Annotated in this window: 9 protein-coding genes, 1 tRNA gene, 3 rRNA genes and 1 pseudogene; all 14 read left to right on the forward strand. The window is 49.6% G+C overall.

Features of this window, described 5'->3' with window-relative positions; all coding sequences use genetic code 11:
- The first annotated feature begins 79 nt into the window (after positions 1–79).
- The gene (locus FYJ34_RS08810) at positions 80–1837 is read left to right on the forward strand and encodes an N-acetylmuramoyl-L-alanine amidase family protein (protein WP_173017087.1); all 1758 of its coding nucleotides are present in this window, start codon (positions 80–82) and stop codon (positions 1835–1837) included.
- Between the two features lie 429 nt (positions 1838–2266).
- Positions 2267–5578, forward strand: a complete 3312-nt coding sequence (locus FYJ34_RS08815; protein WP_154477949.1) for an N-acetylmuramoyl-L-alanine amidase family protein — start codon at positions 2267–2269, stop codon at positions 5576–5578.
- A 557-nt stretch (positions 5579–6135) separates the two neighbouring features.
- Positions 6136–7669 (forward strand): 16S ribosomal RNA (locus FYJ34_RS08820).
- 90 nt (positions 7670–7759) lie between these two features.
- Positions 7760–7877: ribosomal RNA gene (rrf, locus tag FYJ34_RS08825) — 5S ribosomal RNA — on the forward strand.
- A 496-nt stretch (positions 7878–8373) separates the two neighbouring features.
- Positions 8374–11268, forward strand: a 23S ribosomal RNA gene (locus FYJ34_RS08830).
- Together the 16S, 23S and 5S rRNA genes form the textbook arrangement of a ribosomal RNA operon.
- A gap of 581 nt (positions 11269–11849) precedes the next feature.
- Positions 11850–14192, forward strand: a complete 2343-nt coding sequence (locus tag FYJ34_RS08835; RefSeq protein WP_154477951.1) for a tyrosine-protein phosphatase — start codon at positions 11850–11852, stop codon at positions 14190–14192.
- Between the two features lie 372 nt (positions 14193–14564).
- Positions 14565–15869 (forward strand): rhodanese-like domain-containing protein, encoded by a 1305-nt coding sequence (locus tag FYJ34_RS08840; protein ID WP_154477953.1) that lies wholly within the window; start codon positions 14565–14567, stop codon positions 15867–15869.
- 113 nt (positions 15870–15982) lie between these two features.
- A tRNA-Gly gene (locus FYJ34_RS08845) sits at positions 15983–16053 on the forward strand.
- 378 nt (positions 16054–16431) lie between these two features.
- Positions 16432–17412, forward strand: a complete 981-nt coding sequence (locus tag FYJ34_RS08850; protein WP_154477955.1) for a carbohydrate kinase family protein — start codon at positions 16432–16434, stop codon at positions 17410–17412.
- Between the two features lie 3 nt (positions 17413–17415).
- A complete protein-coding gene (locus FYJ34_RS08855; RefSeq protein WP_154477957.1) occupies positions 17416–18753 on the forward strand; it encodes a MurT ligase domain-containing protein in 1338 nt (445 codons plus the stop codon).
- A complete protein-coding gene (locus FYJ34_RS08860; protein WP_276960274.1) occupies positions 18753–19496 on the forward strand; it encodes a type 1 glutamine amidotransferase in 744 nt (247 codons plus the stop codon). The genes FYJ34_RS08855 and FYJ34_RS08860 overlap by 1 nt, the downstream gene beginning before the upstream one ends.
- A gap of 17 nt (positions 19497–19513) precedes the next feature.
- The gene (locus FYJ34_RS08865) at positions 19514–19963 is read left to right on the forward strand and encodes a hypothetical protein (RefSeq protein WP_154477959.1); all 450 of its coding nucleotides are present in this window, start codon (positions 19514–19516) and stop codon (positions 19961–19963) included.
- Positions 19964–20117: 154 nt separating this feature from the next.
- Positions 20118–21172, forward strand: a pseudogene (ispG, locus tag FYJ34_RS08870) (flavodoxin-dependent (E)-4-hydroxy-3-methylbut-2-enyl-diphosphate synthase).
- Entirely contained in the window at positions 21165–25598 is a 4434-nt protein-coding gene (locus tag FYJ34_RS08875; protein WP_154477961.1) for a PolC-type DNA polymerase III, read from the forward strand. Before ispG ends, FYJ34_RS08875 begins: the two are co-directional and overlap by 8 nt.
- Positions 25599–25642: the final 44 nt, after the last annotated feature.

Raw genomic sequence — 25642 nt, forward strand, 5'->3', positions numbered from 1 at the left:
AGAAATGTTAAGAGATAAGAAATATAACGATACATCCCGTGTCGCTTATATAAAAAGAAAGAGGAGGAAGAAAAATCATATGAGAGGACATAACAAAATGTTAGCAAAGGTATCTTGCACGATAGCGGCAGTGGCTCTGCTGGGCAGTATCGCACCGGGGAAGGAAAGCGTTGCTGCCGATAGGACAGGGGCGCATGCGGCGAACTATCTACTGGCGGACGCATCAGAGAATGCTTTGAAGGCGGAAGCCGCTTTCGGGGAAGAAAAAAAGGCCGTTTTTACCGATGTGAGCTATTCCATAGAAGGGATCGCACGCTCCGGAGGTATGGTAAGAGTTGTGGTAAAGGGAACAGACCTTCCGGAAACATTGTATTATAGACTGAACTATATCCCGGGAACAGGGGAAGGAGAGGTCAGCGTACAGGACGGGCAGAAGGTAACGGCTGTAGGGACACCGCAGGAACGGGCTTTTTTCGTACAAATTCCGGAGGCGGACCCATATGGAGATAAAATTCAGTGGAAGATAGGCGTTGGCACAGCCTTGGATCAGGAGTACTTCTTCTCCGCCTATACTATTCAGACGGAAAGAGATTTCAGTGGGATAACAGAAGCAACAAGAGAGGCGTTAACCAGGGAGATTCAGGATTATCCGGGGATGCAGGAAGGAGACTACACTGCCAAAAGCTGGGAAGTTTACAAAGCAGCTGTCACAAAGGCGATGGGGATCCTGACGGGAGAGCGTCCGAAGGAAGAGGAATGCCAGAATGTATTGCGGGAGATTCTTCATGCCAGAAAGGTGCTGGTAAAACAGAAGAATCCGTCCGCTGCGGAATTTGCAGGAGTTTATCCTTCTGCGGCACAGATAGAGGCCGCAGGAGGGACGATAAGGGTTACGGTAAAAGGAAAAAATCTTCCGGAAACGCTGTACTATGGCATCCATTATACAACGGAAGAAGGGGAAGAAAAAAATGTACGGGATAACCAACAGGTAACGGCTGCAGGAACGGCGGAAGAGAGGAACTTTGAAGTACAGCTTCCGGATGCTTCTCAGCATGTCGATGCAGAGGCATGGATCATCGGAGTCAACTCGATCCCGGAAGATGGCTATTATATTTTTGAAAATGCCATCCAAATCCTGAGAACAGACAGGTCAAAAGGCAGATGGATCAAAGACGGGAAAGGATACTGGTACCAGAATTCGGACGGGAAAACCTATCCAACATCGATTCTGAAAAAAATAGATAAAGAGTGGTACTATTTTAATGCAGAGGGCTACGCTTCTGCGGAGAAATGGGAGCAGGTAAACGGTGCCTGGTATTATTTTGAAGCTTCCTGTAAGGCGGCAAAAGGCTGGAAGGCTGTGGGAAACACCTGGTACTTTTTTGAAACAGGCACAGCAAAAATGCAGACTGGCTGGATCCGGGACGGAGAAACCTGGTACTTTGCGGATGGGAACGGCGCCATGCAGACGGGTTGGCTGCGTCAGGGAAACACCTGGTACTTCCTGGATGGAAGCGGCGCTATGAAAACCGGCTGGGTACAGACCGGCGGCAAGTGGTATTATCTGGCGGAAAGCGGCGCCATGCAGACAGGCTGGGTCAAAGACGGGGACGCCTGGTATTTTCTAGATGGAAGCGGCGCGATGCAGACAGGCTGGCTGCAGCAGGGGAACACCTGGTATTACCTGGAAGGAAGCGGTGCTATGAGGACAGGCTGGCTGCAGCAGGGGAACACCTGGTATTATCTGACAGGAAGCGGAGCTATGGCTGCCGGCGGCGTCCTGAACATAGACGGGACTTCTTACCGCTTTGATAGAAGCGGAGCCTGGATCCGGTAAAGCATTGCTGGGGATCGAACGGATACGGAGAACGGCATTCCGTTGAAAAAAAGCTTCGCTGCGCTGCATCAACTCTTGCAGATAGAAGTGTTTTACCACAGATGTCAGAAGGGATGCTGTGGGGATCAAAATCAAACAGGAACTGGCAAAAGCGGTGATCTTTTGCTTCTTAAAGAGAAGCATAGGAACACCGCTTTCTCCTTTTGGAGTTTTCGCCGGTTTTTCTTAAATCTGTAATCGATCTGTGGAAAACCAGCCTCTTTTCCCTGCACAGAATTGCAGCAGAATTACATATAAACTACAAAGGGTAGATACAGCCCCCATAAAGCAAGGTTAGGAAAATTCGTAGAATTACCCTGTTGGGTTTTGACGAAAAAAATGATACAATGACCCTGGATATTATCGGAAAAAGGAGGAGAACAGGGGAAGATGAAAAGAAAAAAGAACAGAAAAAAGAACAGGACAGCAAAAGTCTTTTGTGCCCTTATGGCGTTTGCCTTATTAAATGTGGGGGCGGGGCAAAGAGAAAGTAAGGCTGCCGAGGTAACAGCGCCTTATGTGCCGCAGCATGAAATAAAGGCATATCTGCAAAAGAATCTTTATGAAACAGAAACCGTAAAAGTAACGGGAATTGAGGTCAGAGAAATCACGGATCCGGACACAAAGCCGGTGACGACACAGGCGCTGACAAAGCCTGTAAAATTCCAGATCTACAATACGACGCTGCAGAAACTGGAACAGGAAGTAACATCCCAAAACGGAAAACTTCCGGAACTGGATCTGATCAGGAATCACAATTACACTATATTTGCGGTAGATTCCGAATACAAGATGCCAAATGCTTATGTCTGGGTAAAAGATAACGGGATGGTAGACATCAAGGATACTACAAAGACCTATACGGGAACTACGCTGACAGGCGTCACCTATAACTATTCGCAGGTAAAAAGCCTGAATCTGACCAGGCGGGATAAGGCAGAACCGAATCCGGAGAAAGACAGAAGAGTCAGCATAAGATCTGATGTAAGGACAGAAGGGGGCGCCTCTATGTCGAACATTCATTTCGTACTGACCAGTGATGTGGAGACGGTCAGGGCTGTCAGCGACGCACGGGGAAGGCTGAACGTGGACCTTTTAGAAGACGTCAACTATACGGTTTCTGTGGAGGAAGCTCTGTGGAGCGTGGCTTCTTTTCCTATTTCTGTAAAGGATAAGTCAGAATATGATGCCAAGAAGTACGGCTACAATCACGCTAACTGCCAGAGAGTGGATGAGATCACTCTGGTTGGCAAAAAGTCCGGACATAAGAAGGATACTATTTTGACCAACAGCAATTACGGCGGAACGATCTACGCAGATATGGCAGGAAGTACGAGCATAGAAGGCATGGATTTTCAGCATTTTCTGTTGAGCGAGAGAGAACTGGCCACAAGTGGGATCAGCGCGCTGGAAGGAAAAGACTGCCAGATGTTTGATCTGAAGCTGGTGAATCCCCACAGATGGGAAGTGGCAAAGATGGCTGCCGGAGAATACACTATTACAAAGCAGGTGAAGGAAGAAAAGGCGGTAAAACAGGTTTTTTATCTGGATGGAGAAGGAACACTTCAAAAAGTTGATTTTAAGCAGAATGGAAGCAAAGTGACATTTCAGATGCAGACCCTGTCCCTGTATCCGGTTGTGATCGAATATGGAGACGGACCGGTACCGAAGGACGATCCGCAGCCGGAGGATCCCCAGGAACATAGCCGTACAACACTGAAGGTCAGGGTAACAGATAAAAGCGGGAAACCGGTGCAGGGTGCTTTGCTGTATTTAAAATCCTCCTATGGAAAACAGGGTGACAAAAAATTCCAAAGTGCAACAGATGCGGAAGGAAGAGCAAGCTATGTGTGTGACAACCAGGAATTGAACGATGATGAATACCATCTGCTTTTGGTGGAGGGCAGTCCATACACGATGGATCGGCAGCCGGTCGTCTTGTTTGAGACAGATGAGAACTGGGAGAACTATGTAAAAAGTGTAGATGATGTAGAATACGAAGGAGAGATCACTCTGACAGTAAAAGGAGGAGAGGAACCGGCAGAACCGGCAGAACCGGAAGATCCGGAAGAGGCAGAATTCACAGATTCGGTTTCTTCACTCAAGGAGATTGGAACATCCGGAGGACCGGTTACAGTGACTGTAACAGGGACGAAGCTTCCGTCAACATTGTACTGTGGCGTGCATTATGTTACAAAAAGCGGAGTAGAAACAGAGGTGATTAAAAGTCAGAAAGTGACAGCTTCCGGGACGCCGGAGAAAAGAACGTTTGAAATCCAGATTCCGGATGCATCCAAGTATGAAGAGGCGGTGGAATGGAAAGTAGGAGTAGATGCCGTACCGGACAATGGATACTACTTCTTTAAAAACAGCATTAAGATCGTCAGGGGAGCGGAGGGCGTCACCAAGGAGACAAAAGAGGCGCTGCAAAAAGCGGTACAGGAACTGGAAAGTCTGAAAAAAACGGAATACACAGCAGGAAGCTGGCAGGTTTATCAGGAAGCGGTAGAAAAGGGGAAGAAACTTCTTGCCGACCCAAATTCCAAAGAATCAGATTGTAAAGCGGCACTTCAGAAAATAGAAAAGGCCAGACAGGAACTGAAAAAACAGCTGCAGGAACCACAGGAACCGGAGCTGACGAACATCGTTCCCTCTGTTACGGAAATAGGAGTTCAGGGAGGGACCGTGGCGGTTATCGTACAAGGAAAAGCTCTTCCGGAACAGCTATATTACGGAATACAGTATGTAACAGAAAAGGGAGAAGAAAAGAGTGTAGTGGATTACCAGGCAGTAATGGCAGAGGGAACCGAAGAGCAGAGGATGTTTGAGGTGAAGATTCCGGATGTCGCACCGTATAAGGAAGCGGTGAAGTGGCGGATCGGAGTTGACGTGGCAGCAAACGACGGCTACTATTTCTTTGACAACGCCATCAAGATCGTAAAAGAGACGGAGCCTGCAAAAGGAGAATGGCGGATCGATGGGAAGGGAACCTGGTACCTGAATCCGGACGGAAAAACATATCCGGTATCTACCTTGAAAGAAATTGACGGAGAGTTCTATTACTTTAATCAGGCAGGCTATGCCTCCGCAGAGAAATGGGAGCAGGTAAACGGTGCCTGGTATTACTTCGGAGCCACGCATAAGGCGGCAAAAGGCTGGAAGGCTGTGGGAAACACCTGGTACTTTTTTGAAACAGGCACAGCAAAAATGCAGACAGGCTGGATCAAGGACGGAGAAACCTGGTATTTTGCAGATGGGAACGGCGCGATGCAGACGGGTTGGCTGCGACAGGGAAACACCTGGTACTTTCTGGAAGGAAGCGGCGCTATGAAAACCGGCTGGGTACAGACCGGCGGCAAGTGGTATTATCTGGCGGAAAGCGGCGCCATGCAGACCGGCTGGGTCAAAGACGGGAACGCTTGGTATTTTCTGGATGGAAGCGGCGCCATGCAGACCGGCTGGCTGCAGCAGGGGAACACCTGGTATTACCTGGCGGGGAATGGAATGATGCAGACGGGTTGGCTGCAGATTGGTGGAAACTGGTACTTCCTGATGGAAAACGGCGCGATGCAGACGGGTTGGCTGCAGCAGGGAAACACCTGGTATTACCTGAAAGCCAACGGAGCCATGGCTGCAGGAGTGTCGCTACGTGTAGGGGGAGTGCAGTATCGCTTTTCAGGAAGCGGAGCGTGGATGGGATAACAGCACTGATTGCTGTCTGATTCGCAAAGAATTCTTTAAAAGCGCGAAAGAAATTTAAAAATATTGCCGGTGGAAGGATACCACGGGCTCGCAGGGCGGTGTAGGCAAGAGACTATGTCGCCCTGCGTTTTCTTAAAAACGATTGCGGCACGGGAGGCTGAAACAACAGATTCCCAACCAGTTGCAAAAATAGTGCAAAAATAGTTTCAAAAAATAGTTGACACTCCAAAACAAATATGATATCTTAATGTAGTTGTCGCTTGAGACAAGCGAGAGCGGCAAAGCACCTTGATAACTAAACAATAGACAACAACCCTGAAAATTTCTTAAGAGAAAAATTCAGAACGGACAGAGCCATGTATGACATGGAGCTGTCAACCTAAAACAACAGTAATAACGGGAAGATAAGCTAACGTTTATCTGAAACGGAATTGAACTTCGCGCATGAGAATGCGTATAGGAAGCTCCTGCGTCACTAGGCTCACAACGGAAGTTGTTCGCCAAGTGGACGGGGAGCGTATTCAAACTAGACCTCGTGAGATACCGAGCTCAAGTTTTCATACGAGAGTTTGATCCTGGCTCAGGATGAACGCTGGCGGCGTGCTTAACACATGCAAGTCGAGCGAAGCACCTTATGGAAGCGCCTTCGGGGGTGGAAGCAAGGTGACTGAGCGGCGGACGGGTGAGTAACGCGTGGGCAACCTGCCTTACACAGGGGGATAACAGTTAGAAATGACTGCTAATACCGCATAAGACCACAGGATCGCATGATGAAGTGGTAAAAACTGAGGTGGTGTAAGATGGGCCCGCGTCTGATTAGCTGGTTGGTGAGGTAACGGCTCACCAAGGCGACGATCAGTAGCCGACCTGAGAGGGTGACCGGCCACATTGGGACTGAGACACGGCCCAGACTCCTACGGGAGGCAGCAGTGGGGAATATTGCACAATGGAGGAAACTCTGATGCAGCGACGCCGCGTGAAGGAGGAAGTATTTCGGTATGTAAACTTCTATCAGCAGGGAAGAAAGTGACGGTACCTGACTAAGAAGCCCCGGCTAACTACGTGCCAGCAGCCGCGGTAATACGTAGGGGGCAAGCGTTATCCGGATTTACTGGGTGTAAAGGGAGCGTAGACGGTTTCGTAAGTCTGATGTGAAAATTTGGGGCTCAACCCCAAAACTGCATTGGAAACTATGGAACTGGAGTGTCGGAGAGGCAGGCGGAATTCCTAGTGTAGCGGTGAAATGCGTAGATATTAGGAGGAACACCAGTGGCGAAGGCGGCCTGCTGGACGATAACTGACGTTGAGGCTCGAAAGCGTGGGGAGCAAACAGGATTAGATACCCTGGTAGTCCACGCCGTAAACGATGACTACTAGGTGTCGGTGGGCAAAGCCCATCGGTGCCGCAGCAAACGCACTAAGTAGTCCACCTGGGGAGTACGTTCGCAAGAATGAAACTCAAAGGAATTGACGGGGACCCGCACAAGCGGTGGAGCATGTGGTTTAATTCGAAGCAACGCGAAGAACCTTACCTGGTCTTGACATCCCGATGACCGCGTATGTAATGTACGTTCTCTACGGAGCATTGGAGACAGGTGGTGCATGGTTGTCGTCAGCTCGTGTCGTGAGATGTTGGGTTAAGTCCCGCAACGAGCGCAACCCCTATCTTTAGTAGCCAGCAGGTGAAGCTGGGCACTCTAGAGAGACTGCCAGGGAGAACCTGGAGGAAGGTGGGGATGACGTCAAATCATCATGCCCCTTATGATCAGGGCTACACACGTGCTACAATGGCGTAAACAAAGGGAAGCAAGCATGTGAGTGTGAGCGAATCTCAAAAATAACGTCTCAGTTCGGATTGTAGTCTGCAACTCGACTACATGAAGCTGGAATCGCTAGTAATCGCAAATCAGAATGTTGCGGTGAATACGTTCCCGGGTCTTGTACACACCGCCCGTCACACCATGGGAGTCAGTAACGCCCGAAGCCGGTGACCTAACCGCAAGGAAGGAGCCGTCGAAGGTGGGACCGATAACTGGGGTGAAGTCGTAACAAGGTAGCCGTATCGGAAGGTGCGGCTGGATCACCTCCTTTCTAAGGAAGAAGAAGTAAGGGCTGTTGTCTATTGTTTGGTTATCAAGGGGGAAGACCTTTGGGAGCTGTAAGAAGCTTTTGGAAGGATTGTCTGGTGGCGATGCGCCCGGGGGAAACACCCGTACCCATCCCGAACACGATGGTGAAGGCCCGGGCGGCCGATGGTACTGCATTGGAGACGATGTGGGAGAGTAGGTGGCTGCCAGACTTTAAAAAAGAAAAAGGCATTGAAGGAACCGGGAAAGAGCCGGGGTTTGTCTGTGATGAAAGGATTGAAGGAAGCGGCGGGAGATGCTGTCGGGAAGGCTTCAGGACTTTGATGACCGACAAACGGTCAGCCATGTACCTTGAAAACCGCATAGAAGTTAAGAAAAAGATAGACTTCTTTTTGGGAGGGAGAAAGCGGAAGCTTTCGGAAGACCTGAAAAGGAGCAAATATCAAGACATCCGAGGGATGTCCGAAAGGACATCAAAGAACCTTCGAAGAAAACGAAGTAAAACAATTGACCGATTGCCAACGCCGGTAACGCTATACCGGTGTAGAGTCAGGAAGTGGGCAGGGAAGAAGCAGCCTCATCTCAAAAATCAAAGATTTTTTCGATGAGATTTGCTCCGCAAATACCCGATCACCTGCAGCCTTCTGCCAAGGAATGCAAGCATTCCCGGCAGGACGCACAGTTGATCTGCTGCTTGCTGAGTCGTTTGGTCATGTAGAAAAGAGCATATGGTGGATGCCTTGGCACTAAGAGCCGATGAAAGACGTGATAAGCTGCGAAAAGCTTCGGGGAGGAGCAAATATCCTGTGATCCGAAGATCTCTGAATGGGGAAACCCGGCTGAGAAACCCTCAGTCATCCTGACGCCAACACATAACGTCAGGAAGGGAACCCGGTGAACTGAAACATCTAAGTAGCCGGAGGAAAAGAAAACAAACGTGATTCCGGAAGTAGCGGCGAGCGAACCCGGAAGAGCCCAAACGTCCGTGCGAGCACGGGCGGGTTCGGACCGCAGAAGCTGAACTTCAACTTGAGCAGAATGGTTTTGGGAAAGCCAGCCAGAGAGGGTGAAAGCCCCGTAAGCGAAGAGGAGGAGACGGCAGCGGGATCCAGAGTACCACGAGACACGAGAAACCTTGTGGGAAGGAGCGGGGACCACCCCGTAAGGCTAAATACTCCTTAGTGACCGATAGCGCATAGTACTGTGAAGGAACGGTGAAAAGAACCCCGGGAGGGGAGTGAAAGAGAACCTGAAACCATATGTTTACAAGCTGTGGAACATCCATAAGAGATGAACCGCGTACTTTTTGTAGAACGGTCCGGCGAGTTACGCTGGCTGGCGAGGTTAAGTCTTAGAAGAGACGGAGCCGAAGGGAAACCAAGTCTGAAGAGGGCGAAAGAGTCAGTCGGAGTAGACCCGAAACCGGGTGATCTATCCATGTCCAGGTTGAAGTTGCCGTAAAAGGCAATGGAGGACCGAACCCACATCCGTTGAAAAGGGTGGGGATGAGGTGTGGATAGGGGAGAAATTCCAATCGAACCCGGAGATAGCTGGTTCTCCTCGAAATAGCTTTAGGGCTAGCCTCGAATCAAGTCTTGCGGAGGTAGAGCACTGAATTTCCTAGGGGGCGTCAAAGCTTACCGAAGAATATCAAACTCCGAATGCCGCGTAGATGATGAACGGGAGTCAGACTGTACGAGATAAGTTGGACAGTCGAAAGGGAAAGAGCCCAGACCTGCAGCTAAGGTCCCAAAATGTGTGTTAAGTGGAAAAGGATGTGGGATTTCAAAGACAACTAGGATGTTGGCTTAGAAGCAGCCATACATTCAAAGAGTGCGTAATAGCTCACTAGTCGAGAGGTCCTGCGCCGAAAATGTCCGGGGCTGAAACACACTACCGAAGCTCAGGAATCAATGAAGAATTGATTGGTAGAGGAGCATTGCTGATGTGAAGAAGCAGTACCGGAAGGAGCTGTGGAGTATCAGGAAGAGAGAATGCCGGAATGAGTAGCGAGAGGAAGGTGAGAATCCTTCCGGCCGAATATCCAAGGTTTCCAGAGTAAAGCTGATCTGCTCTGGGTAAGTCGGGGCCTAAGGCGAGGGCGAGAGCCGTAGTCGATGGAGAACAGGTAGAGATTCCTGTACCGCGATGGGACAGAACTGTGGGGACACACGTGGAAAGCATAAGCCGGGAATGGAAAGACCGGCGCAAGCGAGGTAGGAGCTGTAAAGGAAAAACCGTACAGCAATCTGAAGACGTGACGCGTACCGAAGAAGAGTAGGGAAGTATGTGAGCCATGTGTCAAGAAAAGCCGCTATTGTTTTCATCGCGCCCGTACCGTAAACCGACACAGGTGGATGAGGAGAGAATCCTAAGGCCGACGGGAGAAGCATTGTTAAGGAACTCGGCAAAATGACTCCGTAACTTCGGGAGAAGGAGTGCCAGAGGAATCTGGCCGCAGAGAATTGGCCCAAGCAACTGTTTAGCAAAAACACAGGTCTATGCAAAACCGAAAGGTGAGGTATATGGGCTGACGCCTGCCCGGTGCTGGAAGGTTAAGGGGAGAGGTTAGACGTAGGTCGAAGCTTTGAACTTAAGCCCCAGTAAACGGCGGCCGTAACTATAACGGTCCTAAGGTAGCGAAATTCCTTGTCGGGTAAGTTCCGACCCGCACGAAAGGCGTAATGATTTGGGCACTGTCTCAACAATGCACCCGGTGAAATTGAAATACCAGTGAAGATGCTGGTTACCTGCGCCAGGACGGAAAGACCCCATGGAGCTTTACTCCAGCTTGATACTGGGATTCGGTATTGTATGTACAGGATAGGTGGGAGACGAGGAAGTGATGACGCCAGTTGTCACAGAGTCGCTGTTGGGATACCACCCTTGCAGTATTGGATTTCTAACCAGAGGCCGTGAACCGGTCTGGGGACAATGTCAGGTGGGGAGTTTGACTGGGGCGGTCGCCTCCGAAAGGGTATCGGAGGCGCTCAAAGGTTCCCTCAGAATGGTTGGAAACCATTCGAAGAGTGCAAAGGCAGAAGGGAGCTTGACTGCGACACCGACGGGTGGAGCAGGTAGGAAACTAGGACTTAGTGATCCGGTGGTAGAAAGTGGGATTGCCATCGCTCAACGGATAAAAGCTACCCTGGGGATAACAGGCTTATCACTCCCAAGAGTTCACATCGACGGAGTGGTTTGGCACCTCGATGTCGGCTCATCGCATCCTGGGGCTGAAGTAGGTCCCAAGGGTTGGGCTGTTCGCCCATTAAAGCGGTACGCGAGCTGGGTTCAGAACGTCGTGAGACAGTTCGGTCCCTATCCGGCGTGGGCGTAGGATATTTGAGAGGAGCTGTCCTTAGTACGAGAGGACCGGGATGGACTGGCCGCTGGTGTATCTGTTGCATTACCAAGTGCATGGCAGAGTAGCCAAGCCGGGACGGGATAAACGCTGAAGGCATCTAAGCGTGAAGCCCCCCTCAAGATGAGATATCCCTACGAAAGTAGTAAGACCCCTTGAAGACGACGAGGTAGATAGGGCAGAGGTGGAAGTGCAGTAATGTATGGAGCTGACTGCTACTAATCGGTCGAGGGCATGACCGAAAGGGAATCGGTAGAAGACGGATGCTTAACTTGTATGTGGTTTTGAAGGTACATGGAGAATAGAAGAATGATCCTCGATAGCTTATAGAGAAAGCCAAGAGATAATAGAAAAGATAAAGTCGTTTGTGAAAGCAGACGGCTTTTTGTATATTTAAATAAGAAACAGGGAGACATTTAGAGTTGTAGGGAAAAGTGTGTTGGTCTAACCAGACTCAACATGTAAGAAATTTGCCTTTCAATCGCATTGGATCCTGATACGGGGCAATCGCTTTGCACAAACGGAAATTGGGATAGAGAATGCTTGTCTGTTCTCAAAGCGACAGGTAAGGGACAGATAGCCGTGGAGCGGTATGTCAATGCCGAAAGCTTCCCCTGTTTCCAAAGCGACAGGCAAGGGACAGATAGAGCAAAATAGAGTAAAATATGCACAAAAATATAACGAAAAAACCGTGAAAAATAAACGAAATGTCATTTGAAATACCAAGAAGGGACGCGAGTCCTGTTTTTCAGACATAAAAATATGTTATGATCCTCCCGGTGTATCATGCGATAAGACGATAAAAGGAAAGGGAGGATGAAAAATGCTCAGGATCAGAAGAAGAGCGAAGATCGTGCTTGCGGCGGTGTTTAGCACACTCCTGGTTTTGCAGGGGGCGGTCTCTGTCTGGACGACGACCTCTGTAGACGTGGTGCAGGCGGCCGAACCGCAGGAACTGCAGACAAAGGTAAAGGCAATTGAAAAGTACGGGAATATTGTGCTGGAGATCGAACCGGAAACGATACTTTCAGCAGGCTATGAAGCGGGAGATATGGTGTATCTGGAGGTAAACGGCAAAAAGCTTGAGATGCCGTTTTGCACCAATTTCAGTGATGTGGATACAGGAGATCTGATTTTACTGGACTATACGAAAAACGGGGTTCGTAATATCCTGGCGGCCATTAATATGGGTCACTTTGCCAATACGCATGGGGCAAAGGTGGGGGATGATGTAAAGATCAGTCTGAAAGAAAAGGGAGCCTACCGGGAAGAATATGAGATCCGCCATCTGGAGCGTACCAATAACATCGCAGACTATGGGAATGATCCGGTGGTCTACGCAAACTTCAGACAGAACGATACGACAGGGATCAAGCCGGGCATTCTATATCGCAGCTCCAGTCCCATCAATAATGAGATCAAGCGTGCCAAATATGCCAACGATCTGGCAGAACAGGCAGGGATCAAAACGGTGATGAATCTGGCGGATACGCCGGAGGAGATCAATACTTACGCGGGACAGGCAGATTTTGCATCGCCTTACTATAAAAAACTGTTTGACGAGGGCTCTGTAAAACCACTGAGCATGAGTGTGGATGTGGGGGGAGAAGCCTTTGGGGCGAAGCTGGCAGAAGGCCTTCGTTTCCTGATCGATCATAACGGTCCTTATCTGGTACACTGTACAGAAGGGAAGGATCGTGCAGGATTTGTTTCGGCGGTTCTTTCCGGACTGATGGGAGCAAGCCTGGACGAGATCGTGGAAGATTACATGGTAACTTACGAGAATTATTACCATGTGGAAAAGGGGAGTTCCAAATATAAAAAAATCGCAGAGGCTAATATTGTAGCCTCCATGACAACGGTAGTGGCAGGTCTGCCAAAGGGAACAGACATTTCCAAACGGGACCTTTCCGTGGATGTGGAAAACTACCTGAAAAAGATCGGTCTGAAGGATGAGGAGATTAAAAGGCTGAAGATCTGCCTGTCCTCCGAAAGCGGAACGGTAAAAGAAATTGAAAAGTATGGCCATGCTTCTACGGATATCAAGATCGCGGATATGTTAAAAGCAGGCTATGAATACGGGGATATGGTGAAGGTAACCTTTGACAACGGCTATGAGATCGTGGCGCCATTTGTAGACGGATACTATGTGGATAAAGGGAAATTCCTGGTGAGAGCATATCCGGGACACGAGACGATAGCGGTCTGCATCAACTATGGGAAACTCTATGAAACGGCAAATGTAGTGGTGGGAGACCGGCTGAAGATAGAGATGGAAAAAAAGGGAGGCTACCTGGATGAGTATCTGATCCGCAATCTGAAACGGACCAATGACCGGAAGGATTATGCATCGGATGAAGTGTTTGCAAACTTCAGAAGCATTGCCTACGGAAATACGGCAGAAAACCGTCTGTACAGAAGCTCCAGCCCCATTAATAACGAGCTGGGAAGAGCCGCTTATGCAGACCGGTTGATCAAGGAAGCCGGGATCAATACGGTGGTGAACCTGGCAGACGCCAAGGAACAGATCCCCGGGTACCTGGCAGCCAACGATCAGTCCCCTTATTACAAGAGCCTGTATGAAGGAGAAAAGGTGAAATTTTTGAATCTGGGGCTGGCATATCAGAGTCCGGAGTTTCAGGCAGGAATCATAGAAGGCCTGAAATTTATGGCAGAAAATAAGGGACCGTATCTGTTCCATTGTACAGAAGGAAAAGATCGTACCGGATTTTTGGGAGCTTTACTGAATTCTCTGATGGGTGCGACGCAGGAAGAGATCGTTGCGGATTACATGAAGAGCTACGAGAATTTCTATGGGGTAACACGGGAAGCAAATGCAAGGAAGTATGACCTGATCGCACAGGACGTTGTGGGAATGCTGAAGTATATTGCCGGGACGGAGGATCTGACGGGAGTGGATCTTTCACAGAAGGCAAGAGCCTATATGCTCGCCGGAGGAATGACCGAAACAGAGATCGATCAACTGGTGGAAAACCTGTCCCAAAAGCAGCCTGCTGTGGAAACCGGAAAGCTTCCAACAAAGCCGGCGAAAAACGGGAAAGGCGCTCCTAAGACGGGAGATGAGACAAACCCGGTATTTCCGGCTATTGCAGCACTGGCGGCAGCCTGCGTAGCGGCACAGTGGAAGAAAAAAGCTGCAAGATAAAACGGATTTTTTACAAAGCAGATCACTTTTCGGTGATCACAGAGGAAAAGAAAAAGGGTTCTGGCGTCACTATCGGCGCTTGGAGCCCTTTTTATGTACAGGAGTTTCGGTAAACTTTAGACTACGGGGACTTTGAGAGGAAAGAAAAATGGATATGAGATAGAAAAAGCAAATAAATAGACAAAGTTTATAGAAAAAAATGATTGGAAATCAGCGAGAAGGATTGCTAGGATGAAAATAGCCATGCAGGCGGATCCCGGATTTACAGATACCGGGAGGTGGAGGAAATGAAGGGGAATCCCCATAAATTGCCTGAATGGAAGTTTTTTGCAAAAGAAGACAGAAAAAGAAAAGACAACAGGAGGAAAACAAATGAAACGGAGAGCATGGGGAAGCTTGCTGCTGGCTGTGATGCTACTGGCAATGGCTTGTGGGAAGAAGGAAACAGCAGAAGAAAAAAAGAAGGAAAAAGAAACAGTTTCCAAACAGGTGGAATCTGTCGATAAGAAAACGGTATATGTGACGCCGGAATGGGTGAAGAGTGTCATTGACGGACAGCAGCCGGAATCAGACGACTATGTTATTTTAGAAACATCCACAACCGATGAAGCTTACAAGGAGGGACACATACCGGGAGCTTATCACTGTGATGTCCATCTGTTTGAAACCAGCACATATGCAGCCTATGCGGATAACACGATTGATTATTCCAATGCAGAGCTGGGGAATATCGTTTCTCCGGAGGAATTAAAGAAAGTTGTAAATGATTACGGGATCACCAAGGACACAACGGTCATTACCTATGGTTCCCATCCGGCTACCGAAAGGGAAGCTTTTATCCTTTTGTATTGTGGTGTGGAAAATGTAAAAGTGCTGGACGGAACGATGGAACATTGGAAACAGGCAGGCTTTGAGGTGGAAAAGCAGGTGAATACCCCGACGCCGTCGGAGGAATTTGGAGCAGAGATACCGGTGCATCCGGAATATGTACTATCTCTGCAGGAAGTGAAGGAACAGCTACAGAAAAATTCCAATTTTAAGCTGGTCAGCGTAAGAAGTCTTGGAGAATTTGAAGGAATCTCAGACGGAAATTATCCGATGCTTCAGGAAAAGGGTGAGATCGCCGGCGCTGTTTTTGGAAAAGCGGGAGAAGACGCCAATACAATGGATGAATATATGAAAAAAGACGGAACTGTCATTGATTACAAGACGTTTCAGTCCTACATGGCAGAGAGCAATGTGACAAAAGATAATGAAGTCAGCTTTTTCTGCGGAACCGGGTGGAGAGCGACTATGCCGCTTCTTTTGGCATATGAACAAGGGTGGAAGGTAACCCTGTATGATGGTGGATGGTGGGCATGGACCAGAAATCCGGCAGAAAATGAAACACAGATGCTTACTCCGGATCAGGCAAAGACCTGCTGTAGATTCGCCTATACGGAATCAGAAATTTTCTTGAAAATGGGGGAAAAAGACAAGGAAGTGAATCAGATCTCCATATTTCCGGCAAGCGGAACCCTGCCTCCGGTACGATTTAAATCGGACAATACGGACGTTGTGACGGTGGGAGAAGACGGAAAGGTGACGGCAGTGGGAGAAGGAACAGCAACCATAAAAATGATAGCGACTGATTTTTCGGGAAGAAATACTTCCTATAAGGTAACGGTAACTCCTTGAGAAAATCTTATCAGCTCATAAATTTTTGCGGATTTTTTCATATTTTTCTACCCAGAAAACAAAATTGGTGTTATAATGAAACGGAACGGTTCGGAGCATCCGGATCGTCCTGTGCAGGGTTAGTACATCGGTAGTATGCGAGCTTCCCAAGCTCGAGAGGCGGGTTCGATTCCCGTACCCTGCTTTTTATTTTGCCCAAATATTGAGAGAATCCGGGATGGATCCGGCAACGTCCAGGAAGCAGAAAGCACGGAGCGCAGGCTGAGAGGAGAACTGTTTATTCCTTTTGAAAGGGAAAGCAGGGCTCTTTTTTGCTTTCACAGGAAGCTTGAGTCCCGTGAAAGTAAAAAGGCTTCGTCGAGATCACACTGCGGCAGGCTGAAACGGTGTCCCCAAGTAGGGAAAGAGTGCGGGAAGAGAAGACCTCGTGTTTCTAAGAAAGCGGAAAATGCCGGCGCAGAATTGCCCGGATATTATAAAATGCAGGTGTTCATCTAATAGAATGTATGGTAGAATAAAAGGCAAAAGCAAAGTCCGGATGGAGAGGAGTAAGGAGTCGGATATGGAAAAAAAGTATGATGTAGTGGCTTTAGGAGAAATGCTGATAGATTTTGCAGTAAGCGGAGAAAGCAGCCAGGGGAACAAGCTGCATGAGGCGTGCCCGGGAGGGGCGCCCACCAACGTATTGGCCATGCTGAACAGGTGGGGAAGAAAGACAGCCATGATCGGGAAAGTGGGGGATGATCAGTTTGGAAAACTTCTGAAAGGAACGCTGGATGATCTGGGAATCGAATCCAAGGGTCTGATCCTGGACCGGGAATACCCGACTACTTTGGCATTTGTGCACACTTTTCCCGATGGCGACCGGGATTTTTCCTTCTATCGGAATCCGTCGGCAGATATGATGCTATCCTGGGAGGAAGTGGATGTGGATCTGATCCGACAGGCCAGGATCCTGCATTTTGGTACCCTGTCTCTCACCAGTGAGCCGGTAAAAAGTGCTACAAAACGAGCGATAGAGGAAGCTAAGAAGGCAGGCTGTCTTATCAGCTTCGACCCGAATCTGCGTCCGCCCCTCTGGAAGACGCTGGAGGATGCCAAAGAGCAGATGGAGTACGGGCTTGGACAGTGTGATATCCTGAAGATCTCTGACAATGAGATCCAGTTTGTCAGTGGTAAAGAGGACTATGATGAAGGAATCCGTTATCTGCAGGAAACCTATGGGATCCCGCTGATCTTTCTGACCATGGGAAAAGAGGGAAGCCGTGCCTACTACAAGGACATTCGGGTAGAGAGAAAGGGATTTTCTGTGAATACCATAGAAACCACGGGAGCAGGAGACGCCTTTTGCGGTTCTGCCTTACACGGTGTGCTGGAAGTGGGAATGGAGCATTTCAACGAAGAAAATCTGGGAGATATACTGACAAGAGCCAACGCAGGAGCGGCGCTGATCACCACCAGGAAGGGAGCGATCCGTTCCATGCCGTCCAGGGAGGAAATAGCGGCGCTGTTGGCAGAAGGAAAGAAACAGGGAGAAGAGTAACATATGGGATTACGCAGAGTACTGGCGGTCTGGGCAGCAAAGGCAGCAGAAAAAATAAGTGTGAAAGTGTTTCACCGGCAGGGAGTGACATGGGCAGGGAAGATTGCGCTGGCTATTTGTCCCAATATCCTTGCAGAGCTGTCGAAGCAGGTCCGAAAAGACATTTTTGTGGTGTGCGGAACCAACGGAAAAACGACTACCAACAATCTTCTGGCGGCGGCTCTGAAAGCGGAAGGATATCGTGTGATCTGCAATCGTACCGGTTCTAATATGCTGAACGGGGTGGCCGCTGCTTTCGCACTGGGGGCAGGACTCAATGGGAAGATAGAGGCGGACTATGCCTGTATTGAGATCGACGAGGCTTCCACCAGACGTGTCTTCCCCTTTTTTAAGCCGGATTACATGGTGCTGACCAACCTGTTTCGGGATCAGCTGGACCGCTACGGAGAAATTGACCTGATCATGGAAATTTTAAAGGAAAGCATACAGTCGGCGCCCGAAATGAAAGTGATCGTCAACGGAGACGACGCACTGTCGGCCTATCTGGCAAAAGACAGCGGCAACGCATATGTCGCATACGGGATCAGCAAACCGGTTCAGAGGGAAACGGTACAGGAGATCCGGGAAGGAAGATTCTGTAAATGCTGCGGAGCCGTGTTGGACTACGAGTTTTATCATTACAGCCAACTGGGAAGCTACCATTGCAGCAAATGTGGATTCCAGAGGCCGAAGCTGTCTTTTGATGCAGAGGATATCCATCTGGAGAACGGTCTGGCATTTGCAACGGAAGGAAGAAAATTTACCACGTCCTATCGAGGCTTTTACAATATCTACAACCTTTTGGCTGCCTACAGTGCGGCCAGAACGGCGGGACTTTCCCTGGAGCATTTTCAGACCATGCTGGATGCATTCCGGCCGGAAAATGGCAGGATGGAAAAATTTCACATTGCAGGGACAGATGTGCTCTTGAATCTGGCAAAAAATCCGGCTGGGTTTAATCAGAATATTACAGCGGTACTGGAGGATCCGTCTCCGAAGGATCTGATCATTGCCATCAATGACAATATGCAGGATGGGATTGATGTTTCCTGGCTGTGGGACGTAGATTTTGATCGGCTCCGGCTGGCGTCCGTAGAATCCATCCTGGCAAGCGGGATCCGGTGTCACGACATGGGACTCCGACTGAAATACGCAGGAATACAGGCGCAGATAGAGGCAGATATCGAAAAGGCGATCGACAGAAAGCTGAAGGATGGCTGCGGCAATCTATATGTTCTGGTCAACTATACGGCATTATTTGGAACCAGAAATGTGCTGAAAAACATGGAGGAAAGCAGATAGTGGGAGAAAAACAGCAAACGATCACAGTGGGACACCTCTACCCGGATCTTTTGAATCTGTACGGAGACAGAGGCAATATCGCCTGCCTGCAGCAGAGATGCAGATGGCGAGGGATCGAGGCAAAGGTCAAAGAGTTCCACCTGGGAGAGCAGATAGATTTTACAGAACTGGATATCGTGCTTCTTGGCGGAGGATCCGACCGGGAGCAGGCGATCGTGTGCCGGGAATTATCCTCCATCAAGGAGCAGTTCCGGCAGTATGTGGAGGATGATGGCGTGGTGATCGCTGTCTGCGGCGGATACCAGCTTCTGGGAAGTTACTATCAGACCAAAACAGAAAAAATAGAAGGCTTGGGACTGGTGGATCTTTATACCGTGCAGGAGGAAGGTCGGCTGATCGGAAATATCGTTTTGAAAAGTGAACTGTGCGATATGCCGGTAGTAGGATTTGAAAACCACGGAGGAAGAACGTATATTGGCAGCGGCCGCCCCTTTGGAGAAGTGGTGGCAGGCTATGGAAATGATGGAAAAAGCGGTTATGAAGGAGTGCTCTATAAAAATGTGATCGGAACCTATCTTCATGGACCATTGTTGCCTAAAAATCCACAGATTTCGGATCATCTGATCCGCCAGGCGCTGCTTAGGAAATACAAAGAGGCAGATCTAAAGCCCCTGGAGGATGAACTGGAAAGCCAGGCAAACGCCTGCATGTACCGGAGGATTCTGGGGGAACAGAAGGGATAGCAGGAAGGACGGGGAAAATGGAGCTACAATACAACGAGACGGCAAGAAGCAAGGTATGGAGGATGGTCATGGTCAGCTCCTCCATTGTGATCGTGTTGGTGGGAGTTTATCTGATGATCCGGTTATTTACCAACAATCCTTTGGAAGGTGCCTGGCAGTATGAGGATGGAGATATTCTTTTGATCTTGAAAAACGAGCATCAGGGGATTGTCCGTCTGCAGGGAATGGAAGAGGGAACCACGATAGATGTGAAGGTGGATTATACGCTCAACAAAGAGGAGAAAACTTTAAGCATACACGAAAGCAAGGAAGAAACGGATCGGCTGGTCAAGAAGGGATATTCCAGGGAACTGCTGGAAAATCAGATGGGCGTCATCACAAATACCTTCGATTACAATGTGGAGAAAGACCGGCTGACCCTCTCGGAAAGAGAGTATGGAGATCAGATGGTGTTTCTGAAGCAGTAAGTGGAAAGAAGAAGGAAAAGCAAAAAGACTTGTTCCCGTGAATAAGTCTTTTTGTAATGGCAGCTGACCGGAGCAGGGGCGGCTTAAGCACCGGGGCCTTCAAGGCCTGGTGCGTGTTTAGGATACCTTTGGATCGCAGGAAGGAGGAAAGAAGATGTACAGAACGGAAACAAAGCAGATCCGGATTGGGAATCGGATGATCGGAGGGGGAATCCCGTGGCGATCCAGTCCATGACCAATACCAGGACAGAAGATATTGCAGGGACGATCCAACAGATCCACCGACTGGAAAAGGCGGGCTGTGAGATCATCCGCTGTGCAGTGCCTACCATGGAGGCTGCCAGGGCGTTGTCCTCCATCAAACAGGAAATTTCAATCCCCCTGGTGGCGGACATTCATTTTGACTATCGCCTGGCACTGGCCGCCATGGAAAACGGGGCAGACAAGATCCGGATCAATCCGGGAAATATCGGAGACGCTGACAGGGTCCGACAGGTGGTGGAGGCTGCAAAAGAAAAAAAGATTCCCATTCGCATAGGGGTCAACAGCGGTTCTCTGGAAAAGAAATATCTGGAGGCCTACCGCCAGGTGACGGCAAAGGGTCTGGCGGAGAGTGCCATGGAAAAGGTGCGTCTCATTGAAGAAATGGGATATGATCAACTGGTGGTCAGCATTAAGTCTTCGAATGTGAAGATGTGTGTGGAGGCGCACCGTCAGATCGCACAGGTGTGCCCTTATCCTTTGCATGTAGGGATCACAGAGGCGGGAACACTGCAGGCGGGAAGCATTAAGTCTGCCATTGGTCTGGGACTGATCCTGGATCAGGGGATCGGAGATACCATCCGGGTATCTCTGACAGGAGATCCGGTGGAGGAGATCCGGGCGGCTAAGCTGATCCTGAAAACGTTGGGACTGCGAAAAGGCGGAGTGGAAGTGGTTGCCTGCCCGACCTGCGGAAGAACCCAGATCGATCTGATCCGCCTGGCAAATCAGGTGGAAGAGATGGTGGACGGAATGGAACTGGATATCAAGGTAGCAGTAATGGGGTGCGTGGTAAATGGACCGGGGGAAGCAAGAGAAGCGGATATCGGAATCGCCGGAGGCAGAGGGGAAGGCCTGCTGATCCGGAAAGGGCAGGTGGTAAGGAAGGTAAGAGAAGAGGAACTGCTTGCTGTTTTAAAGGAAGAATTGGAGCATTGGAATGAATAAAAGTTTTTTGGAAGTATTTCCTACCCTGCAGATAGATAGAGAACAGAAAGAGCTTCTGCAGGGGGTTCTGGTAGAGAAGGTGGTGACCAATCAGCAGAAGGAATTCTTGAAGATCTGTCTGATCAGCACGCATATTATTCCCAGGAGAGAAATCTATCGTCTGGAAGAAGAAATCAAAAAGCAGTTGTTCCATCGCCGCAGGATTGAGATCAGAATGGAAGAAACCTATGAATTGTCACCGCAGTATACGCCGGATATCATCATGGAATCCTATCTGGACAGTTTTCTGGAGGAGCTGGGAAGACGAAGCGCTATTGAGAGAAATATGCTGCAGCATGCTTCTGTAGAGTTTGAGGGCAACGTTCTGTGTCTGAATCTGCCGGAAAGCATTGTGGCAGAGGGAAAAAAGACGCAGCTGGTGGAATATCTGGAAACGGTTTTCCAAAAAAGATTCCAGATGCCTATTGAAGTGCGGGTTCTTTATGAAAAGAGAAAAACCAGGCTGCGGGAAGAAGCGGAGCATCGGGTCCAGAGAGAAATCAAGGCGATCGTGGAGCAGTCCGACGCGGTCCGCAGAAGAAAGGAAGAGGAAGAGGCTCCGGCTTCCCGGCAGACGGAAAAAAAGAAACAGAAAAAAGAAAGACGGGCCGTTTACCAGAAGGAAGGTGCCTCATCCAAGGACGTGGTGTATGGCAGAGACTTTGAGGGAGAGGTATGGCAGTTGTCCCAGATCAATCAGGAACTGGGAGAGGTGATCGTAAGAGGACAGGTGATCAAATTTGATACCAGGGAGATTCGAAATGAAAAATCCATTGTGATGATCACCATTACGGACTTTACGGACAGCATCGTGGTCAAGATGTTTGTGAAAAATGAGCAGCTGCCCGACGTGATGGAGGGAATGAAAGCAGGCAGCTTCCTGAAAGTCAAGGGGATCGCTATCCTGGACAAGTATGACAGGGAGATCGGCATCACTTCCGTAACAGGCGTAAAGATCATTCCGGACTTCCGGGAAAGCCGGAAGGATCTGGCGCTGGAAAAGCGGGTAGAGCTGCACTGCCATACCAAGATGAGCGATATGGACGGCGTCACAGACGTCAAAGATCTGCTGAAGCGGGCGCATGACTGGGGACACAAGGCGCTTGCCATTACCGATCACGGAGTGGTGCAGGCGTTTCCGGAGGCTAATCACTTTATCGAGCGGCTGGGGAAAGAAGATCCTTTTAAGGTGATCTATGGAGTCGAAGGCTATCTGGTGGACGATCTGAAGGATGTTGCCGTAGGAAGCAAGGGGCAATCCCTGAAGGGGACGTTCGTGGTATTTGACCTGGAGACGACAGGCTTTAGCCCCATCCGGGACAAGATCATTGAGATCGGGGCGGTGAAGGTGGAAAACGGAACGATCGTAGACACCTTCAGCACCTTTGTGAACCCCAAGATCCCCATTCCCTTCCAGATCACCAACCTGACCGGGATCACGGATCACATGGTGATCGAAGCGCCGGATATTTTTGCAGTGCTTCCCGATTTTTTGGACTTTGTGCAGGATGCGGTGCTGGTGGCGCACAACGCTGCCTTTGACGTCAGCTTTATTGAACAGAACTGTCGCTACCAGGAGATCGAGTTTGACTTTACTTCGGTGGACACGGTGGGAATGGCCAGGATCCTGCTTCCGTCTCTGGCAAAATACAAGTTGAATATCGTGGCGAAAGCGCTGAATATCTCTTTGGAAAATCATCACAGGGCGGTAGACGACGCTATGGCGACCGCCGAGATTTTCCTGCGGTTTTTAGAGATGCTGGAAGAGAAGGAGGTCTATGATCTAAACAAGCTGAATCAGTTTGGAGCAAGCAATGCCAATGCGATCAAAAAGCTTCCTTCCCACCATGTGATCCTTCTGGCGCAAAATGAAGAAGGGCGGGTCAATTTATACCGGCTGATTTCCAAATCCCATCTGGAATACTTTCACCGGTGGCCCAGGATCCCCAAGAGTGAGCTGTCCAGACACCGGAAAGGACTTCTGGTGGGAAGCGCCTGCGAGGCGGGAGAAGTGTTTCAGGCGCTGCTGAACGAGCGGTCCGAAGAAAAACTGTCGCGGATCGTCAGCTTTTATGATTATCTGGAGATCCAGCCGATTGGAAACAATCGGTTTATGATCGACAGTGAAAGAATCTCCTCTGTGAAGTGCGAGGAGGATCTCAGACAGCTGAACCGCAGGATCGTCCAGCTGGGAGAACAGTTTCAGAAACCGGTGGTGGCCACCTGCGACGTTCATTTTATGGATCCTTCGGACGACGTGTACCGCAAGATCATCATGACAGGAAAAGGATTTCAGGACGCGGAGGACCAGGCCCCCCTGTATTTTCGGACGACGGAAGAGATGCTGGAAGAGTTTCAATATCTGGGAACGGAAAAAGCCAGGGAAGTGGTGATTGAAAATCCCAACCGGATCGCAGACACGGTGGAAAAGATCTCTCCGGTACGGCCGGACAAATGCCCGCCTGTCATCCCGGATTCCGACAAGGATCTTCGGAAGATCTGTTACGAAAAAGCACACCAGATGTATGGAGAAAACCTGCCGGAAATCGTGGTGGAAAGGCTGGAAAGAGAATTAAATTCCATTATTTCCAACGGATTTGCCGTGATGTACATCATTGCCCAGAAGCTGGTATGGAAGTCCAACGAGGACGGCTATCTGGTGGGATCCAGAGGATCGGTGGGCTCTTCCTTTGTGGCTACTATGGCGGGGATCACGGAGGTGAATCCCCTAAGCCCCCACTATTACTGCGCAGAGTGCCACTATAGTGACTTTGAATCCTCGGAGGTCCGTGCTTATGCAGGCGGCTGCGGCTGGGATATGCCGGATAAGAAGTGCCCCAAATGCGGGGCGCCTTTGAAAAAAGACGGATTTGACATTCCCTTTGAAACCTTTTTGGGATTTAAGGGAAATAAAGAACCGGATATCGACCTGAACTTTTCGGGAGACTATCAAAGCAATGCCCATAAATATACAGAAGTGATCTTCGGGACGGGACAGACTTACCGGGCGGGAACCATAGGAACACTGGCGGAAAAAACGGCGTTTGGCTATGTTAAAAACTATTATGAGGAAAGAGGCGAAGCCAAGCGAAACTGCGAAATCGACCGGATCGTAAAGGGATGTACGGGAATCCGCAGGAGTACCGGCCAGCACCCGGGAGGGATCATTGTCCTTCCCCTGGGGGAGGAGATCCACAGCTTTACGCCGGTACAGCATCCTGCCAACGATATGAACACAGATATCATTACCACTCATTTCGACTATCACTCCATTGACCATAACCTTCTGAAGCTGGATATTCTGGGACACGACGATCCTACCATGATCAAGACCCTGGAGGAATATATCAGCTCGGATGCGTTGGACAATGAGTTTAACGAGACGGACCATCCCTTTGATGCCACGAAGATCCCTCTGGATGATAAAAGTGTGATGTCCCTGTTCCACGACACCTCGGCTCTTGGCATTACGCCGGAGGACATCGGCGGCTGTCCGGTAGGCTGTCTGGGGATCCCGGAGTTTGGGACGGACTTTGTTATCCAGATGGTGGTGGATACCAAGCCTCAGACCTTGTCGGATCTGATCCGGATCTCAGGCTTGTCCCACGGGACAGACGTGTGGCTGAACAATGCCCAGGAGCTGATCCGCAGCAAAAAGGCTACCATCTCCACCGCAATCTGTACCAGGGATGATATTATGACCTATCTGATCAATCAGGGGATGGACAGCGAGCTGTCCTTTACGATCATGGAAGCGGTACGAAAGGGAAAAGGCCTGCCTCCCGGGACCGAAGAGCAGATGCGGGAAGCAGGCGTGCCGGACTGGTATATCTGGTCCTGTAATCAGATCAAATATATGTTTCCCAAGGCCCATGCGGCGGCCTATGTGATGATGGCCTATCGGATCGCCTACTGCAAGATCCATTACCCGCTGGCCTATTATGGGGCTTATTTCGGGATCCGTGCCAGTGCATTTTCCTATGAACTGATGTGTCAGGGGAAGGAAGCCCTGTTGCATCACATGGAGGAGTACCGGAAGCGGGGAAAGGATCTTAGCAATAAAGAACAGGATACCATGAAGGATATGAAGGTGGTTCAGGAAATGTACGCCAGAGGCTTTTCCTTTGAGCCCATTGACGTCTATCAGGCGAAAGCGCGGCGTTTCCTGATCCGGGATGGCAAGCTGATGCCGCCTCTTAACAGTATCGATGGAATGGGAGAAAAGGCGGCGGATGCCGTAGAGGAAGCGTCCAAAGGCGGAAAATACCTGTCGCGGGACGATTTCCGGCAGAGAACGAAGGTCAGCAAAACGGTGGTGGATACCATGGTGGAGCTGGGGATCCTGGCAGGGCTGCCCGAGTCCAACCAGTTGTCATTGTTTGACTGATGGGAGAAGAACGGAAACAAAGGAAGGAAAGAGGAGACGAGAAA

The sequence above is a fragment of the Suipraeoptans intestinalis genome (assembly GCF_009696485.1).
Taxonomy (GTDB): domain Bacteria; phylum Bacillota; class Clostridia; order Lachnospirales; family Lachnospiraceae; genus Suipraeoptans; species Suipraeoptans intestinalis.

Coding starts and splice junctions, on each gene's coding strand:
- FYJ34_RS08855 (WP_154477957.1), top strand. CDS start 17,416: ATGGGATTACGCAGAGTACTGGCGGTCTGGGCAGCAAAGGCAGCAGAA.
- FYJ34_RS08850 (WP_154477955.1), top strand. CDS start 16,432: ATGGAAAAAAAGTATGATGTAGTGGCTTTAGGAGAAATGCTGATAGAT.
- FYJ34_RS08835 (WP_154477951.1), top strand. CDS start 11,850: ATGCTCAGGATCAGAAGAAGAGCGAAGATCGTGCTTGCGGCGGTGTTT.
- FYJ34_RS08865 (WP_154477959.1), top strand. CDS start 19,514: ATGGAGCTACAATACAACGAGACGGCAAGAAGCAAGGTATGGAGGATG.
- FYJ34_RS08875 (WP_154477961.1), top strand. CDS start 21,165: ATGAATAAAAGTTTTTTGGAAGTATTTCCTACCCTGCAGATAGATAGA.
- FYJ34_RS08840 (WP_154477953.1), top strand. CDS start 14,565: ATGAAACGGAGAGCATGGGGAAGCTTGCTGCTGGCTGTGATGCTACTG.
- FYJ34_RS08810 (WP_173017087.1), top strand. CDS start 80: ATGAGAGGACATAACAAAATGTTAGCAAAGGTATCTTGCACGATAGCG.
- FYJ34_RS08815 (WP_154477949.1), top strand. CDS start 2,267: ATGAAAAGAAAAAAGAACAGAAAAAAGAACAGGACAGCAAAAGTCTTT.